General features: G+C 65.9%; 14 protein-coding genes. 2 read left to right on the forward strand and 12 right to left on the reverse strand.

Going from position 1 to position 17,516, the window contains the following annotated elements; translation table 11 throughout:
- Positions 1-100: 100 nt before the first annotated feature.
- Entirely contained in the window at positions 101-1,048 is a 948-nt protein-coding gene (locus BW970_RS10880) for a DUF3987 domain-containing protein (protein WP_076531221.1), read from the reverse strand.
- Positions 1,049-1,185: 137 nt separating this feature from the next.
- Here BW970_RS10880 and BW970_RS10885 point away from each other — a divergent pair, with 137 nt between their 5' ends.
- Together BW970_RS10885 and BW970_RS10890 are read left to right on the forward strand one after the other, a co-directional pair.
- Positions 1,186-1,995: an ABC transporter substrate-binding protein gene (locus BW970_RS10885; protein ID WP_076531223.1), complete on the forward strand. Its 810-nt coding sequence runs from the start codon at positions 1,186-1,188 to the stop codon at positions 1,993-1,995.
- Between the two features lie 46 nt (positions 1,996-2,041).
- The gene (locus BW970_RS10890) at positions 2,042-2,716 is read left to right on the forward strand and encodes an amino acid ABC transporter permease (RefSeq protein ID WP_076531224.1); all 675 of its coding nucleotides are present in this window, start codon (positions 2,042-2,044) and stop codon (positions 2,714-2,716) included.
- Here BW970_RS10890 and BW970_RS10895 read toward each other — a convergent pair.
- From BW970_RS10895 to BW970_RS10945, 11 genes are all read right to left on the reverse strand, one after another.
- On the reverse strand, positions 2,694-4,058 hold the full coding sequence (locus BW970_RS10895) for a cytochrome P450 (RefSeq protein ID WP_076531226.1): 1,365 nt from the start codon (positions 4,056-4,058) through the stop codon (positions 2,694-2,696). The two genes, BW970_RS10890 and BW970_RS10895, sit on opposite strands and share 23 nt — an antisense overlap.
- Entirely contained in the window at positions 4,055-5,263 is a 1,209-nt protein-coding gene (locus BW970_RS10900; protein WP_076531228.1) for a hypothetical protein, read from the reverse strand. Before BW970_RS10900 ends, BW970_RS10895 begins: the two co-directional genes overlap by 4 nt.
- A 57-nt stretch (positions 5,264-5,320) precedes the next feature.
- Complete coding sequence (locus tag BW970_RS10905) at positions 5,321-6,070, reverse strand: cytochrome c biogenesis CcdA family protein (RefSeq protein ID WP_076531231.1); 750 nt, start codon at positions 6,068-6,070, stop codon at positions 5,321-5,323.
- A gap of 113 nt (positions 6,071-6,183) precedes the next feature.
- A complete protein-coding gene (locus BW970_RS10910; protein WP_076531233.1) occupies positions 6,184-8,991 on the reverse strand; it encodes an Rne/Rng family ribonuclease in 2,808 nt (935 codons plus the stop codon).
- Positions 8,992-9,525: 534 nt separating this feature from the next.
- Entirely contained in the window at positions 9,526-10,860 is a 1,335-nt protein-coding gene (locus BW970_RS10915) for a sigma-54-dependent transcriptional regulator (RefSeq protein ID WP_076531235.1), read from the reverse strand.
- A gap of 6 nt (positions 10,861-10,866) precedes the next feature.
- Positions 10,867-12,630, reverse strand: a complete 1,764-nt coding sequence (locus BW970_RS10920) for a sensor histidine kinase (protein WP_083701227.1) — start codon at positions 12,628-12,630, stop codon at positions 10,867-10,869.
- A gap of 45 nt (positions 12,631-12,675) precedes the next feature.
- On the reverse strand, positions 12,676-13,344 hold the full coding sequence (purQ, locus tag BW970_RS10925; RefSeq protein WP_076531237.1) for a phosphoribosylformylglycinamidine synthase subunit PurQ: 669 nt from the start codon (positions 13,342-13,344) through the stop codon (positions 12,676-12,678).
- A gap of 88 nt (positions 13,345-13,432) precedes the next feature.
- Positions 13,433-14,359: a hypothetical protein gene (locus BW970_RS10930; RefSeq protein ID WP_076531687.1), complete on the reverse strand. Its 927-nt coding sequence runs from the start codon at positions 14,357-14,359 to the stop codon at positions 13,433-13,435.
- A gap of 237 nt (positions 14,360-14,596) precedes the next feature.
- Positions 14,597-15,025, reverse strand: coding sequence for a VOC family protein (locus BW970_RS10935; protein ID WP_076531238.1), 429 nt, complete (start codon positions 15,023-15,025; stop codon positions 14,597-14,599).
- 62 nt (positions 15,026-15,087) lie between these two features.
- Positions 15,088-16,506, reverse strand: coding sequence for a surface lipoprotein assembly modifier (locus BW970_RS10940; protein WP_159441434.1), 1,419 nt, complete (start codon positions 16,504-16,506; stop codon positions 15,088-15,090).
- Positions 16,497-17,429 carry a hypothetical protein gene (locus tag BW970_RS10945; protein WP_144038939.1) on the reverse strand — a complete coding sequence of 311 codons (933 nt, stop codon included), beginning with the start codon at positions 17,427-17,429 and terminating at the stop codon, positions 16,497-16,499. The genes BW970_RS10940 and BW970_RS10945 overlap by 10 nt, the downstream gene beginning before the upstream one ends.
- Positions 17,430-17,516 lie beyond the last annotated feature (87 nt).

The following is a 17,516-nucleotide window of genomic DNA, read 5'->3' on the forward strand; positions in this document are numbered from 1 at the left end:
TGAGGCACTTCGCCCATGGATTGGGTTGCGTCGGTTGTGTCGGTTTTGTCGCCGGGAGGTAAGGCCGCCTTTGCGGCCCTCGCGGCCTGTAGCCATCTGGTCATTCCTGCCTCCGGTGAACGGCTGGGTTGACAATGTAGAGCCGTGACGGGCGCCCGCCCTGCGCAGGGGCGGGGTTTTCAACGGCGCGAATGATGTCGGCCTCCTCCAGAACGACCAATGCGGGGTTCAAGTCATCGGACCTCGCAAGCCCGGTCCACTCCATCCGCAACACTACGCGCGTGGTGAAGCGGGTAAGCCCGGCCTCGCGGATCAGCGCCACCAACCGCCGCGCGGCCCGCTCGCCCTTGGCCCCCGCCGCCTCGGCATAGGCGCGGCGAGCCATCGGCAACAGGTAGCTTTCCACCAGATGCGCAGCCGCCCCGAAGTGGGCGATCGTGATTTCGCGCGGTTCCTCGGCATCGCCGCTGGCCCAGTCCATCATCCCCAGAACCAGCGACAGGCGCACCGAAAGGCCGGGCAGCTTGCCGATGAACGACAGAAGCAGCCCCTCGGCGCCGCCTTCCCAGTCCCGCACCTGTTGCCGGAAAGCGTCCAGCAGGTCTCGGGCATCTTCCGCGAAGGGGACGATCCATGGGCGCTTGTGGCCCTCCTCATCCGTCGGCATGTCCAGCGACAGCAGACGGCCCAGCGCCGCGTCAATGAAGGCTTCATCATGCAGGACGCTCGGGCGCTTGATCGGCGCCGGGTTCGGCCAGACCGGCAGGAAGCGCGCCAACAAGCTGTCATCGTCGGACTTCATCAGCAGGCTGCGCAGCCGATCGGGCTGGATCCCGCCCAGAACGCCAACCGTGAGCAAGTCCACATAGACCGGATCCCACCCCATGCGCTCCACCGAATAGGACCGGCCCCCATAGGCTTCCAGCCAGAACGGACGGTCAGACCCACCGCCCGAATAGCGCGTCATGCCTTGCAGCCACCCGGCCAGTTCGTCGCGCGCAAGCAGCGTTCCGGCCAGTGCTGCGTGGGGCGCTGCATATCTTCCCATGGGCCCGGCACGAGCTCAACTTGCCGCTCTGTGATGTTTGATCAAAAGATACCTTCATTTCGTGATCATTTTTGTGGCAGCATCCCTGCAACCGTCGCCGATTCCCGCGTGGCGGACCACCCAGCAGGAGATGCCCCATGATCACCCGCCGTATTGCCCTTGGGCTTGCCACCGCGCTTGGCCTGAGCCTTGCAGCCCTGCCCGGCCTGGCCGCCGACCCGCTGAAAGTCGGCTCCTACCCCGCCAACCCGCCATGGGAGACCAAGACCGAGTCAGGCAAGTTCGAAGGATTCGAGGTCGATATCGTTACCGAGATTGCGAAACGCCTTGGCACCACCGTGGCGATCGAGGGCTATGATTTCACCGCTCTGTTTCCCGCCACCGCCTCGCGCCGGATCGACATGGCGATCTCCTCGCTCACGATCACCGACGAGCGGCTGGGCAGCCAGTCCTTTACCCAACCCTATATCGAGGGCGCGCTGGGGCTGGCCACCCGGACCGGCTCGGACGTGGCCAAGGTCGCCGACATCAAGGGGCGCACGGTGGGCACCGTCGCCACCACCTTCGCCGAAAAATGGCTGACCGAGCGCAAGGACGAACTGGGGTTCAAGGAACTGAAAACCTATACCACCACGGCCAACATGCTGACCGACATCCTGACCGGGCGTCTGGATGCCGCGTTGAACGATGTGGTCGGCCTGCGCTATGCCGCCACGCAGATGAAGGGTCTCGACGTTCCGGACGAGATCATCACAGGCGAGCGTTTCGCCATCATGATGACCAAGGATCATCCCCAACTGGCCGCAGTCAACGAGGCGATCTCGGCCATGAAAACCGATGGGACAATGGCCGCGATCTTTCAGACATGGTTCGGGGTCGAACCTGCCGCCGGCAGCCTGACCCTGACCCCGCTGCCGGTGCCGGTGCCCACCTCCGCCACCAACTGACCTGACCGGCCCGCCATCTTTGGCGGGCCGCCCGCCGGGAGGCATCATGGACGCGATCGACATCTTCTTCAACCTTGACGTCCTGCGGCGGTCAATCCCCATCCTGTTGCGGGGGCTTGGCAATACGCTGCTACTGGGGGCCGTGGCGATCGTCTGCGGCACGGCCCTGGGCATCGGGATCAGCCTTGTCCGGCTTTATGCGCCAAAACCACTCCGCTGGCTTGCGGTCATCTACACCGATCTGATGCGCGCGCTGCCGGTGCTGGTGGTGCTGATCCTGATCTACTACGCCCTGCCCTTTGCCGGGATCGTCCTGTCCTCTTTCGTCGCGGCTGCGGTGGCGCTGTCGCTGGTCCTCGCAGCCTATGCGGCCGAAGTGGTGCGCGCGGGGATCCAGGCAGTGCCAAAAGGCCAGTTCGAAGCCGCCTCTGCCCTTGGTCTCGGGTTCTGGACCACGATGCGCAAGGTGATCCTGCCGCAGGCGATCCGCCTGGTGATCCCGCCCCATGCCTCGAATTGCGTCAGCGTGATCAAGGATACCTCGCTGGCCTCTGTCGTTGCGATGACCGATCTTCTGAAACAGGCCACCGACGCCCAGGCGCTGTTTGCCAACCCTACGCCGCTGATCGGCGCCGCCATCCTGTATGTGATGATCCTGTGGCCACTGGTGCGGCTGACAGGCTGGCTGGAGACCCGCTTCAACCGTGCCTATCAGCGCTGACCACGCGCCGCGACAGCCGCAGATATATGCCGTCCCTGGCGCGAACGGTCAGATGCGCGACTGGCACCGGGGGCGGGCCATCCGGCTGCAAGCGGAATGACCCGGCAATCAGCGCCAGCAGCAGCGTGCCCTCGACCATGGCAAACCCGGCGCCGGTGCAGACACGCGGACCTGCCGAGAATGGCATATAGGCACTGCGCGCGCAGGCCCGCGTCTCGTCGCGCCCCCAGCGGTCCGGGTCGAAATCATCGGGCGCAGACCAGAACCGTTCATGCCGGTGCAGATGCCACGGCGACAGCACAACCTGAGCGCCCGTCGTCACCTCCCGGTCACGGAAACATTCGGGTTGGGTCGTCTCGCGCACCATCATCGGCACAGGCGGATACAGCCGCAGCGTCTCGCGGAACACATCGCGGGTAAAGCGCAGTTTCGACAGGTTGCCAAAGGACGGATCCGCAGCAAAGACCTGCGCCTCTGCCGCCACCCTGTCCTGGATCTCGGGATGGGTCGCCAGAAGATACAGCGCCCAGGCCAGGGCAGAGGCACTGGTTTCATGCCCGGCCAGAAAAAAGATCGCCACCTGATCCACCATCTCGTCGGTGTCGAACCGCTCGCCGCTCACCGGATCCGCCGTGGTCATGATCTTGGTGGCCAGATCGTCGGGCGCCGTGCCCGCCCTGATCGCCGCCATCCGCTCGGCCGTCAGACGTTCGATCAGGCGCCGGATCGCATGGGCGGTGCGCCTGGTCTGGCGCCGATGCAGGCGCGGCACCCAACGCGGCAGGGGAACAAAGGCGGCAAGGTTCAGGATCGGCTGGGTCCGCTGATAGTCGCGGAACTGGTCGAACACCGCCGCCGCGACCTCGTGCTCGATCGGAATCGAGAACAGCGTGCGAAAGATCACATCCGCTGCGGCATGGCTTGTATGGCTCTCCATCTCGACCACGCCGGGCGCCAGCCGGGCCACCGCGGCCTGCCCTGCCGCAAGCATGGCCGGATAGGTATCGCGCAGCCGCCCTCCTTCAAAGGCGGGGTCGATGATGCGGCGCTGGCGTTTCCACACCTCGCCATTGGTCAGAAAGACCGAATTGCCCAGCAGCGGCCGCAATCCTTCACCGATCCGGCCAGACTTCGGAAAGTCATCCGGCCGCTGCTTCAGCACCAGATCCACCAGCGCGGGATCGTTGCACAGATAGCTGCGAAAGAACGGCGTGCGGAACTCTGCCATCCAGGCGCGGTACAATCGGGCCGGCTGGGCTGACAGAATATCCGCCCGGAACAGACGCAGATAGCGCAGCAAGGATACCTTGTCGGGGCGGCTGGCGGGCTTCGGCGGGGTCATGCGACATCCCTGTAGCGCGACACAGGCGTCACGATTCGGCTTGGCGATGGCACGCGGCGCCCCATCCTGTCCCACAAGGTCAGCGGTCCGGCGGTGATGCGGAAATATTCATAGGCATCGGGCGCATCCGGCAAGGCGTCAAAGGCGCACAGATACTGAAAATGCAGGCGAAAGAACCTCCATTTCAGCTCGGCCCGCCTGGCCGGGCTCAACGTCTGGCTGAAGGCCGCCGACAACACCAGCGGCCATCGCGCATCGGGCGGCGCCACCCCCGTCACCGCCGCAGGATCGCACAGCGCATAGGTGCAGCCATCTCCCGGCGCCGATACATCCACCCACGGGATCCGTCCCTGCCCGGCCATCATCGCCAGATCGGCCCGCAACCTCTGCGCCTGCGGCAGGAACGACACCATCGGCACCGCCTGCCCCAGGGTCAGGAACGACAGCACCGGACCGTCCGGCAGCCCCTCTCGCAGCAGATCCGCCAACACCGACACCCCCAGATGGGCCCCCGAGGAATGGCCCACAACCAGCACCTCATCAACATCTTCCGCCATCGCGGCACGGGTCCTGGCCCCGAATTCCGCCAGCCGCCGTTCCAGATCGGGCGCATAGGCGCCGCGCAAGGCAGCGCCATAGGCAAAATCATGCATCAGGTAATGGGCAAAGATCTTGCTGTCCCACCGTTTGAACAGCCGCAGCAGCCCCCAGGCCCCGACCAGCGCCGGAACCGCAGCCAGCCAGACCGGCAGCCAGACCGCCAGCGCCAGGCAGATCAGCCAGCCGGCCCCTCCCGCGAGCGCCAACTGCCCCAACAGCATCCCCACCGGATAACAGGCGGCAAGCAACGGTCCCTTGCGCAACCGCAACAGCGGCCAGACCGCACCCGTGCCGAAATAGACCCAGGCCGTGCGCAACATCTGGCCATAGGTCGCCGCAATACCATCCGGCATCGCCGCCTGCACCAGATCGTGCCAGACCAGCACCTCGAACCGGGTCTCGACCTCGGCCCCCTCGATCCGCGCCTGAACCGTCCAGCCCGACCCGGCAGCCGCCAGCGTCAGATCATAGCCCGACAGCCGCGCCTGCGCTGCGCCTTCCTTGCGGTACAACTCCCGATACCGACGCGGCGGGAACGGATCGAAGCCGGGGATATAGATCACCACCCGCCGCGCCACCCGTCCCTGTTGCGTTGCCCGTTTCATCTTGCCCCAAATACCCCCGCCGGAGGCCCCGGTCGCCATCCGCACAGCGACGGGGTATCACCCCAACGTGGCCAGAATGGGGAAGCTTTCGAGCAGCCAGAACGAAAATGCCGCGAATTGCCCCGTCAGCATCATCAGGCCGACCGTCCACAACAACAGACCAGAGATCCGCTCGATCCGCCCCATATGCCGCTTCATCCACGCCATCGGTCCCTGCAACGCCGGAAAAAAGGCCGCGACCAGCAGAAACGGAATACCCAGTCCCACGGCATAGCCGCCCAACAGCACGGTACCGCGCGCCAGATCGGCCTCGGACGCGGCCATCGACAGGATCGCGCCAAGGATCGGCCCCAGACAGGGCGTCCAGCCAAAGGCAAAGGCAAGGCCAAGCACATAGGCACCAAATGCCGATCCGCCCTGATCCCCCGCATCCACCCGCGCCTCGCGGTCCAGAAACGGGATGCGGAACACCCCGACGAAATGCGCGCCAAAGACCATGATCACGATCCCGGCGATGGTAACGAACCAGTCCTGGTATTGCAGCAAGGCCCGTCCCAATGCCGACGCGGCGATCCCCAGGATCAGGAACACAGTGGACAGACCCAGAACGAAGAAGCCGGCCGCCAGCACGACCGGCCCCCGACGCTCCGCCCCCTGCATCTGGTTGACGGAAACGCCGCCCATATAGGCCAGATAGGGCGGCACGATAGGCAGAACGCAAGGGCTGAGAAACGACAGCAGCCCCGCAAGGGCTGCCACGAATAGCGCAGGCAACATACCCGCGTCGATCAGGTCGATGCCGAACATTCCCCCTCCTTGGCGCTGTTCAGAGGCACGCATAGCGCAGCGCGCCGCCCGCGTCACGGGGGCAGACGGTCACATGGGCGTGGCTGCCCGGCCTGTGACCGTCTGCAAGTCCGTCAGCGCGCGGCAGACCACCAGCCGCGACGGCGCGGCTTGGACTCGCCTTCGGTGGTCTCCGCCTCGGGCTGTGCCGCAGGTTCGGCGGCAGCCACTTCAACCGGCGCATCAGCGGTCGGGTTGGTTTCAGCAACCGCCGCAGCTTCGACCGCCTCGGCCGGAGTCACCGCATCTGCCGCCTCGGCGGCTTTGGCCTTGCTGCGCGACCGGCTGGTCGAGGTGGAGGTGCTGCGCTTGCGTGTCGGCTTCGCCGGCGCTTCGACCTCGGCTTCGGGTGCGGCCTCGACCGTTGCTTCGGCAACCGGCGCGGCCGCCTTGGACGCCGCCGTCTTGCTGCGCGACCGGGTCGTCTTGGGCTTGGCCGGCTCTTTGGGCTCGGCCGCGGCCTTGGGCGTCGCCGTCTTGCTGCGTGACCGGGTGGACTTGGGTTTGGCGGGCGCCACCTCTTCGGCCACGGCGGGCTGCGGCTCTGCCGTCTCGACCACTTCGGAGAGGATCTCGGCAGGCGCGATCACGGCTTCGGCTGCCACGGCCACCGGCGCCTCCGGCACAGGAGCGGCAGCAGGCACGATCACCGGCGCCACCTCGGCAATGACGTCGGGCTCGGCGGCGACATCATCGGCCTCGCCGTCGTCACCGTCATCGCCCTCGCTGTCGTCGTCCCCATCGGCACCGGACTCACCGGCGCCATTCGCCTCTTGCGACGATCCGCCCCGGCGACGGCGGCGGCGGCGGCGCTTTTTCTTGCCGTTGCCCTGCCCTTCGCCGTCCTTGGCCTCGGGGGCCGGTGCCTCGGCGGTCTCGGCCACCTCTGCGGCATCCGCGACCACGGCCTCGACCTCGTCGGTTTCGATCTCGATCTCGATCTCGACCGGCTCGTCTTCCAACTCGGGCATGGCGGACGCATCATGCGACACCACGGGCGCAAGCGGCGCCACAACGCGGGTCGCGGTCTTGAACTTGTCGATCACGTAATCGGGGCTGATCAGCGTGGGATCGGCCTCCATCCGAACGGCCATGCCATAGCGGGTCTCGATCTGGACGATATGCTCGCGCTTGTGGTTGAACAGGTAGTTCACGATCCCGATCGGCGCCTTGACCAGCACCTCCTTGGACCGTTTGCGCGTGCCCTCTTCCTCCAGCGCGCGCAGGATCGCCAGCGCAAGGCTGTCGTCCGAGCGGATCAGGCCGGTGCCATGGCAATGCGGGCAAGGCTGCGTCGTCGATTCCAGCATCCCCGGACGCAGGCGCTGACGGCTCATCTCCAGCAGGCCAAAGCCTGAGATGCGGCCCACCTGGATGCGCGCGCGGTCGGTCTTGAGCTTGTCTTTCAGGCGCTTTTCGACGGCGGCGTTGTTCTTGCGCTCTTCCATGTCGATGAAGTCGATGACGATCAGCCCTGCAAGGTCGCGCAGGCGCAACTGGCGGGCGATTTCGTCGGCGGCTTCAAGGTTGGTCTTGAGCGCGGTCTCTTCGATCGAGCCTTCCTTGGTGGCACGGCCCGAGTTGATGTCGATCGCCACCAGCGCCTCGGTGATCCCGATGACGATGTATCCGCCCGATTTCAGTTGAACGACCGGATTGAACATGCCTGCAAGATAGCTTTCCACCTGATAGCGCGCGAACAGCGGCTGGGTGTCGGCATAGGGCTGCACCACCCCGGCATGGGACGGCATGATCATCCGCATGAAATCCTTGGCAGTGCGGAAGCCCACGGGCCCCTCGACAAGGATTTCGTCGATCTCGCGGCTGTAAAGATCGCGGATCGAGCGTTTGATCAGGTCGCCCTCCTCATAGATCGGGGCGGGTGCGTGCGACTGGAAGGTCAGATCGCGGATCTGTTCCCACAGCCGGCACAGGTATTCGTAGTCGCGCTTGATTTCCGCCTTGGTGCGCTTGGCGCCCGCCGTGCGGATGATCAGCCCGGCGCCTTCGGGCACCTCGATCTCGCCAGCGATTTCCTTGAGCTTCTTGCGGTCCACCGCATTGGTGATCTTGCGCGAAATGCCGCCGCCGCGTGCGGTGTTCGGCATCAGCACGCAGTAGCGGCCTGCCAGCGACAGATAGGTCGTCAGCGCCGCGCCCTTGTTGCCGCGCTCTTCCTTGACGACCTGAACCAGCATGATCTGCCGGACCTTGACGACTTCCTGAATCTTGTAGCGCTTGGGGCGTGCGCGACGCGGCTCGGGGATTTCCTCGGACACGTCCTCTTCGGCAACCGACTCGATCTCGTCGTCGAGGTCAGAGGCGTGATCGACCGCGTGATAGGACTCGTCGCCATTCTCCGCATCCGGTGCGTCGGGCAGCGCAGGCGCATCGCCGGACTGGGCCGCAAGCGGCGCAGCCTCGGTGCCGAACAGCAGGTCGGCCCCGGCATCATCCCCCAGATCGACGACATCCATCGCGCCGATTTCGGTGCTGGTCACGGAATCCGGGTTTTTCGCACTCTCAGCCTTTGGCTGGGGCTTGCGCGACGGCTTGCGGCGGCGGCCATTGTCCTCGTCCGCCTCGGCGCGCTGCGCGGCGCGTTCTTCCTCGATCAGCGCCTTACGGTCTGCCACCGGGATCTGATAATAGTCCGGGTGGATTTCGGCAAAGGCCAGGAACCCGTGCCGGTTCCCGCCATAATCCACGAAAGCCGCCTGTAGCGACGGTTCCACCCGCGTGACCTTGGCGAGATAGATGTTCCCGGCCAGCTGGCGCTTGTTTACTGTCTCAAAGTCGAATTCCTCGACCTTGTTTCCGTCGACCACCACAACCCGTGTTTCTTCCGGGTGGGTGGCATCGATAAGCATTTTCTTTGCCATTGCATTCCATTGCACCCCGCTGCAATCCCGGCCTGCCCGGCGGCGCCCCTGTCGGGACACCGGACAGACCAGCGGTTGAAAGAGGGTGACTTGTCTGGGGAAGGCGCCGGGCGGGGCACTCGGGCGGCGCGGCCATGGGCCGCCCCGTCATCCTCTGCGCCGATCCGTCTCGCACCATCGTGGCTCTCTCCGGGGGTCTTGCGACGCCCGACTGTTTCGTCCCGTCGGCTTTTGGACCTTCGGGCAACTTGCGGCCTTGCGGCCATTCCGGCTGCGGTATCGTTGACCTAGCAGCACTGGGCCGCCCGGCAGACAATGCGCAGAGAATTGCGGGCGGGGCCGTGGCCCCGCGTGTTGCGACCCTACCGGGAAAGGGGAGGCGAACACAATGGGCTATTTTCAAGGGATATTCCCAGCCGCAGCGGCAGGGCACCGCCCATCATGCGCCAGCGTTCCACCGCCCCGCAGCAGGCCCGCCGTTTCCGGCGGCTCCTCGGGCCGGCCGCGCGACTGCCGACTGGCCGCCGGATACGATCAGACGTAATCCTGCCGTTGCAGGCCATATTTCGCCATTTTCTCGTTCAATGTCCGACGCGGCAGGCACAGTTCCTCCATCACCGCGACGATGCTGCCCTTGTGGCGGCGCATGGTGTTGTCGATCAGCATCCGCTCGAATGCCTCGACATATTCCTTCAGCGGTTTGCCCTCGGTCGTCATGGCGCCGGTGTCGGATGCCTCGTTGTCGGCCATCAGCAGCGACGCGATGGACCCAGAGCCGCGCCGGTTCTGCAACACGGCCCGCTCGGCGATATTGACCAACTGGCGCACATTGCCCGGCCATGGCGCCTGCAATAGCTGGGCGGCCTCTTGCGCGGTGACTTGCGGGGCATCACAGCCATATTCCTCGGCGAACTGTTCCGACATGCGGGTGAACAGCGTCAGAATATCCTCGCCACGTGTCCGCAGCGGCGGCAGGGTGATCTTCATGGCGCCAAGCCGATAATAGAGATCGGGGCGCAGAACATCTTCCAGCGTCTTGTCCGGGGCATGTTCGTTGCACAGCGCAATGATCCGGGTTTCGGGCGGCGTGCCCTGTTCGTTGATCACCGTCAGCAGCCGCGCCTGCAACGGGTTCGGCAGCGCCTCGATATCCTCCAGGCACAGGGTGCCGCCCCGCGCCTCCTCGACCAAGGGCAGCCCGGCACCTTCGGCGACCGGCCCGAACAGCCGGTCCGACAGCGCCTGTTCCGAATAGGCCGCACAGGAAATCGTCACGAACTTGCGGCTGGCGCGCGGCCCGACAGCGTGCAGCGCATGGGCCACCAGCGTCTTGCCGGTGCCGGTTTCCCCGTCGATCAGCACATGGCTGTCGGCCTGCCCCAGATCGAGGATATCCTCGCGCAGGCGCTCCATCGCCGCGCTGGTCCCGATCAGCTTTTTCATCAGCGTGGTGCCGTCGGACAATTCGCGCCGCAAGGCCCGGTTGTCCAGCGTCAGGCGGCGCTGATTGGTTGCCCGTTTGGTCAGATCGGTCATCCGGTCAGGGTTGAACGGCTTTTCCAGAAAGTCGAACGCCCCCACCCGCATCGCCTCGACGGCCATGGGGACGTCGCCATGGCCGGTAATCATGATCACCGGCAGGCCCGAATCCATACCCATCAGGCGCTTGAGCAGCGCCATGCCATCCATTCCCGGCATCTTGATGTCGGAAATCACGACGCCCGGAAACTCTGGCCCGATCGCCTTCAGCGCATCTTCGGCCGAGGGGTAGGTTTCGGTATCGAACCCCGACAGCGCCAGCCACTGGCTGATCGAGGCGCGCATATCCGCCTCATCGTCAACGATCGCCACCTTCATCGCCCGTGCCATATGTCCTCACTCGGCTGCATTTGCGTTCGTGTCCAATAGGGGAAGCGACAGGTCAAAGACAGCGCCGCCCCCTTCACCATTGCGTGCGGTCAGGCGCCCGCCCAGATCCGCGGCGATGCCAGACGAGATGGCCAGGCCAAGACCCACGCCCTCGCCGGGCTTCTTGGTCGTCCAGAACGGTTCGAACAGCTTGTCCAGATCGGTGATGCCGGGGCCGTTGTCCTGCACGGTCAGGGTTGCGGTATCCTCTGCGCTCAGGATGATGTCGATCCGCGGATCAGTCACATCGCGCGTTGCATCCAATGCGTTGCGCAGCAGGTTCACGATCACCTGTTCCAGCCGGATGCGATCGGCCATCACCATCACCGGCGCACGCGGCAGGCTGCGGCTGATCCGCACGCGACGGGGTTTCAGTTGCGGCTCCATCATCGACAGCGCCTCGCCGATACAGGCCTTGAAATCCACCGGCGCAAAGGCTTCTCCGCCCTTGCGGGCATAGGATTTCAACTGCCGCGTGATCGCACCCATCCGGTCGATCAGATCGTCGATGCGCTGAAAGCTGGCCAGCGCCTCGTCCGGCTTGCGCCGTTGCAGCAGCAGGCGCGCCCCGGCCAGATAGGTTTTCATCGCGGCCAGCGGCTGGTTCAGTTCATGGCTGACCGCAGCCGACATCTCGCCCAGAACCGCCAGTTTCGACGATTGGGCCAGTGTCTGTTCTGCTACGGCCAGGTTCTGTTGCATCCGCTCCCGCTCGGCGATCTCGCGTTTCAAACGCGCGTTGAGCAGCCGCAGTTCCGCCGACTCGCGCTGAAATTCGCGGCTTTGCAAGCGGGCGCGGCGCGACATCAGATAGAACCCGCCCGCCGTCAGCAAGGCAAAGGCCATGATTTCCATGGCCAGAAAGGCATTCACCCGCTCGCGCACCGGATCGTAACGCGAGAACATGACGATCCGCCATCCCCGGAACGGCACCCGCGCCTCTGTCCGCATCACGGCCTCTCCGCGCAGCCGGGCATCGGGCGGGGCCTGCGTCCAGTCGGACGTCACCTGCAACGCCCGTTCGATGGCCGAGGGCGGATCCCGCACCGCCAAGGCCTCGTCCAGCGACAACCCGCGCCAGCGCGGCTCTGTCGCCAATACGACATGCGCTTCGCTGTCAACCACGGCAACCGCATCGGCAAATCCGGCCCAGGAGCGTTCGTATTTCATCAGATCGACTTCGACCACGATGACCCCGCGCGCCTTGCCCCCGGCCACAAGGGCGCGCGAGAAGGTAAAGCCATAGCCCCCCGTTTCGCGGCGCCAGGCCGAAAATACCGTGTCCTTGGCGCGCTGCGCCTCGACGAAATAGGGCTGATGACGGTGATTTGTGCCCAGCCGGTTCCGATCGGTGGCGGCAACCGTGCGGCCGTCCCCATCCAGCAGCACCATCGACGCGGTGCCCAGTTCCCCCTGCAACATGATCAGCCGCTGCGAGGTGACGGAATAATCGCCCTTGTCCAGCGCCCCCGTCAGCGCGGGGTCACGCGCCAGCAACAGCGGCACCACCGAGTTGCGCTGCAATTCGGACATCAGGTTGCCGGTATAAAGCGCCAGCCGCAGCTCGGATCGGTTCCGCGTGGCTTCGGTGAAACGCTCGGTCAGGAACTGGTGGGTGAACCAGACAACGGCCACCGCCACCCCGACGATGGCAAAGGCCACCGTGCGCAGGACCAGCGTTCGCCGCTTGCCCCCCTGTGCGTCGATCTCGAAATCCGTTGGCCCGCTCATGGCCACACTCTAGGGCCCGCAGGCAGCAGCGGCAAGGCGCGCAGGTCAGGCGTTGGCCAACTGCCCTGCCAGCGCGCGGAACAGCGCCGATCCGTCGGTGCCGCCCAACAGGGGATCCGCCGCCCGTTCAGGATGCGGCATCATGCCCAGCACCCGACGATTGGCCGAAAGAACCCCTGCAATGTCGCGGGCCGATCCATTGGGATTGTCGGCATAGGTAAAGGCAACGCGCCCTTCGCCTTCCAAACGGTCCAGCGTGTCGGCATCGGCCTGATAATTGCCGTCGTGATGCGCCACTGGCACGGTCAGGTGCTGGCCCGGCGCGTAGTCGGTGGTAAAGGCGCTGTCCACCGTTTCCACTTTCAGCACGACCGGCTTGCAGACGAACTTCAGCCCGGCATTGCGCATCAAGGCGCCCGGCAAAAGGCCCGCTTCGGTCAACACCTGAAAGCCGTTGCAGATCCCCAGCACGAACCCACCCCGTTCGGCGTGGCGATGGACGGCCGCCATGATCGGCGCACGGGCGGCAATCGCACCACAGCGCAGATAGTCGCCATGGCTGAAACCGCCGGGCACACCCACGACATCGGCACCAGCGGGCAGGTCGCTATCCTTGTGCCAGACGCGCGACACCTGGAACCCGGCCTGTTCAAAGGCCACGGCCAGGTCGCGGTCGCAGTTCGATCCGGGAAAGGTGATGACGGCAGCTTTCATGGGGAGTCTCCAGCTTGCGGCACGCGCGCTCCTACCCCAGTTCCCTGTCTGCCGCCAGCCCTTGCAGCAATTTCCGGCGGGGAATCTGTCAGGCAGGCGGGGCGGTGAGCATTTCCAGCCGCTTGCGAAAGCGTGGTGCCTGGGGAAAACGCCGCGTTGCAAGCTCCAGGAACGCGACCTCGCGCTGCCGCGAGGCGCCGGCGGCCAGCCGGGCGCCAAGGTTGCGCACCCAGGGCAGATGATCGCGCCGCCTGCGCCACAGCCCGGACCACAAGGCCCCGGTCAGGCGCCGCTCGGCCGCGGCCAGCAACAGCGGTTCCAGCACCCCCATATCCGCCAACGCCTGCTCGGGCTGCGCACCAAGGTATCGACAGGCCAGCGGCACGACATGGCGACGGCGGAACAATGCGCTGTGCATGGCATCCTCCGGCACCGCCGGATCGTGGATCAGCGCCACCGGCCCCGCCCCTTCGACCATATCCGGCGCAAAGCCGAACCGGCTGGAGAAGTCCAGCCGCCGCGCCGCCATGTGACGGCGGTCCCACCCCGCCACCACCGGCGCCAGCGTCGCCACGGGGCGGATCGCCAGAACGCTCGCCCCTGGCGCCGCGACGCTGAACGCACAGGCCGCATAACCGCCCATGCCCGCGCCGTGAAATACCACCCGGTCGAAATCCTCGAAGAACCCTTCGTCGATCAGACGGTCGAAATACCCCCAGACCCGCCGGTCGCGGAACCAGGTCTCGCCGTCCGACAACAGGCACAGTTGCGACCAGCCCTGCGCCTCGGCAACGCGCTGAGGCTCTGGCATGACGCCGGGGTCGCGCGATTCCAGCGACTGGATGGTCTGAAAGCTGACCAGCAGAGTGGGCCCCTCGTCGGCGAAATAGGCCCAATGGCGCGGCCCCAGCGGTTCGAAATACCCGCTGTCCTCGGCCAGATCTTCCAGCCGCTCAAGCCAGGCCTGGCGGATGCCGGACATTCCGGCGGCGGTCAGTGTCGTCTCGTCGATCATGATACTGCCTTCGGAGCCGGTCACGGGCCAGCGTCGCATAGGCCCATAGCTGAAGTTGCATCATGGAAGATGTGTGCAAACAATACGGCAGACCTGTGGCACGGGCGATCCGGCTGGAAACAATCTGTTGCCCGATCCGGCCCCCCGATCCGCCCTGCCCCTTGCGCGCACCGGGCCGCGCCGCCTGCCACCCCCGACCGACAAGGCCGGCAGGGGCAGCAGCGACCGCCCGTCCGCTTACCAATGCCCGGTATTGGCCATGCTGGCCCATGGTTCCTGCGCTGCCTTGGCCGCTCCCTTTTGCAACAGCTCGACCGATACATTGTCCGGGCTGCGCACAAAGGCCATGCGGCCATCGCGGGGCGGGCGGTTGATCGTCACGCCATTGGCCTGCAAATGGGCGCAGGTGGCATAAATATCGTCAACCTCATAGGCAAGATGCCCGAAGTGACGGGAATCGCTGGGCAATCCTTCGTCGCCATCCCAGTTCCACGTAAGTTCCACAGGGCAGTCCGGCTGTCCCGGCGGCGCCATGAACACCAGCGTGAAGCGCCCTTGCTCGCTGTCGATGCGGCGGGTTTCGGTCAGGCCCAGCAAGGCATAGAAGGCGATGGATTTTTCCAGATCCAGCACGCGGACCATGGTGTGCAGATAGCGGATCGACATGGCGGTCTCCTTTGTTCCGTCACTGGAACATAGGCACGGCCGCCACAGGACACCACCCGTGCCTAGAACACCGACCGGATCCCGAAGGCGATGCCCAGATCGCGCCCGTCATACAGCTTCACGTTGGAGGCGTTGCGGCTGGCCCGCAGATCCACCATGGGGGCAAACCCCATGTAGTCGAGTTTCTGGAATGTCACGGAAACGCCGGCATCCAGCCGCAAATCGCGCCGCCCCTGCGGTGCCAGCATCGACGGATCATATCTGCGCCCCTCGATGCCCAGCGAGGTTTCAATCCGCACCCCGGCCATCGGCGTGGCGGGTTCCCAGCCGATCCGGCCCATCAGCGCCTTGTGCCGGGTGTCCAGGCTGGCCGCTTCGGTGTGGCGCGCGCCAAGGCTCAGGCGCAGACGGGCACCGGACTCGAGGTGCCGCACCGCACCGGCTTGCAGGGTCAGCGTATCGACCACCGGATCGGCCGCCCCCTTGCGCCACTGCCGTTCCGCTTGCGCGGTGCCAAACAGCATCACCCCCGGCGCCACGGCCTGTTCAAGCTGCGCATCCAGCCGCAGATAGTCCGACAGATCCCGCCCCCCGAACCAGTTGTGTCCCAGGGTCGCCCCAAAGGCCGCCTGCCCCTTGCCCAGCACCATGATCTGTTGAACGCCCGCCTCGACGGCGGCAAAGTCATAGTCGGGATCCGGCGGGGGCGCATTGCCCGCCGCAACCTGCCACGCCCGCCAATCGTCCAGCAGGCGCCGCGAGGCACCGGACAGGCGCACCTTGCGCTGCTGCGCGGCGAACCGCACATATCGCGCCGACACCGGGCTTTCCGCCAGACGGTATCGCCCGGACACCGTCGCTTCGGCCACCCAGCCCGACAAGGCCCGGCTTTGCGGCGACAACAACCACGCCAGCCCGCCCCAGCCCGGCAATTCGATATAGGTCTCGCGGCTGCCATTGTTCACATTGCTGCTGGGCGACACGGAGACCCCCAGATTCAGTTGCAACCGCGCCTCGCCCCGGATGCGCTGCAACTCGCCGACCGCCGCCGACCGATAGGCCGGATGCGGCGCCAGTTCTGCCGCGCGGCGTGTCCAGTACATCGCCGCGACACCCGCCAGCGGGCCATCTGCCTGCTCGGTCACACGCGCCCGCAAAAGCGCCGCCTCGAACCTGTCGCGAGGCGACCGCGCATGAGCCACCGCCTGCCGTGCGGCGCGGTCCGCCAGGACGACATCGCCCCGCTGCAAAGCGATCTGGCTCAGCGCGGCATGTGCGGCATAGTCCTGCGGTGTCCGCCGCAGGATCGCCTGCGCCAAGGGTTCGGCAACATCCAGCCTCCCGTCGGCCATGGCCTGCCGCAGACCGGCGCGTGCCTCTTCGGCGCTGATGCTCACGGTCTGGGCTGCCACGGACGAGGCCAGCAGGCCGATCATCCCGGCCAGCGCCGCCCGTCGCAGACCCGACAGCGTCAGGGGCACGGGGCCGCGTCGCCCGGTGCGCATTTCGGCAGCACAAAGGCGCCATGTTCGCGCGTGGTCGGATCCCCCTCGATCGGCCGCAGGATGGTGGCGCCCGCCACCTCGGCCGCACCCGCACCGCCAAAGACCCCGGCATAATTGCCGACAACCGTGCGCGGATCGAATTTGATCACCCCCGAAAAGGCCCCTTGCGGCGTGATCTGCGTGACCTCGAAGAAAATATCCTTGAGCGCCTCGCCGGTATCGACAACCTGCCGACCGCGCACCCCACCGTTGACCGACATGTTCTGCGCGTTGAAATCGGCATTCATCATCACCTCGCCGGTCACCCGGTCCGAACGATGCGGGTCAAACGGCGTGCCCGGATGCGGCACCGCCGTGCCACGATTCAGCACCCCGATGTAGCCGCCGGTGTAGGTGGCCAACAGGGTCGGTTGTGGCGTCGGGTTGCTCGGGGTCGGCGCAGGCGTCATCGGCGTGGGCAGGGTAAAGGGCTGCAACCGCGCAAAGGTTGCACCGCCGAAATAGTTGACGAACTGCCCACCATCCGCCACCACCCCCGCCTCGACGGCGGCGCCACGCTTGAACAACGCCAGAAACTGCCGCTGCGACCGGGTTTCCTGCACGGTATAGGCCTCGAACCCCGCCGCGTCAAAAGCCGCCGCGCGCCGATAGGTCGCGGCCAGCGGCGTGCCGTCCAGCGTGCGCAGATCAATCTGCATCGTCGGTGCGCCGGGGCTGTAGGTCGCGGTCTTGAGATGCTGCGCGACGACCTCGGGAACCTCGATTCCGGTGATCGGCGCGTCTTCGCCGATCTCGCCCGGCGGGGTGGGCTCGGGGACTGTGCCGCCAAAATTCAGCGGCGAACCGCCGCAAGCCGCAACAAAAGCGGCCGCCGCAAGCGGCGCGAAATTCCTGATCATGATGACTGCCCGATCTTTGTCGTTTTGCCAAACAGTGCCCAAGGCTCACGATCCTGTCAATCTGGCGCTGAATACACCATGCGGCGC

Origin of the sequence: Gemmobacter megaterium, assembly GCF_900156815.1 — a bacterium.
Lineage (GTDB): Bacteria > Pseudomonadota > Alphaproteobacteria > Rhodobacterales > Rhodobacteraceae > Wagnerdoeblera > Wagnerdoeblera megaterium.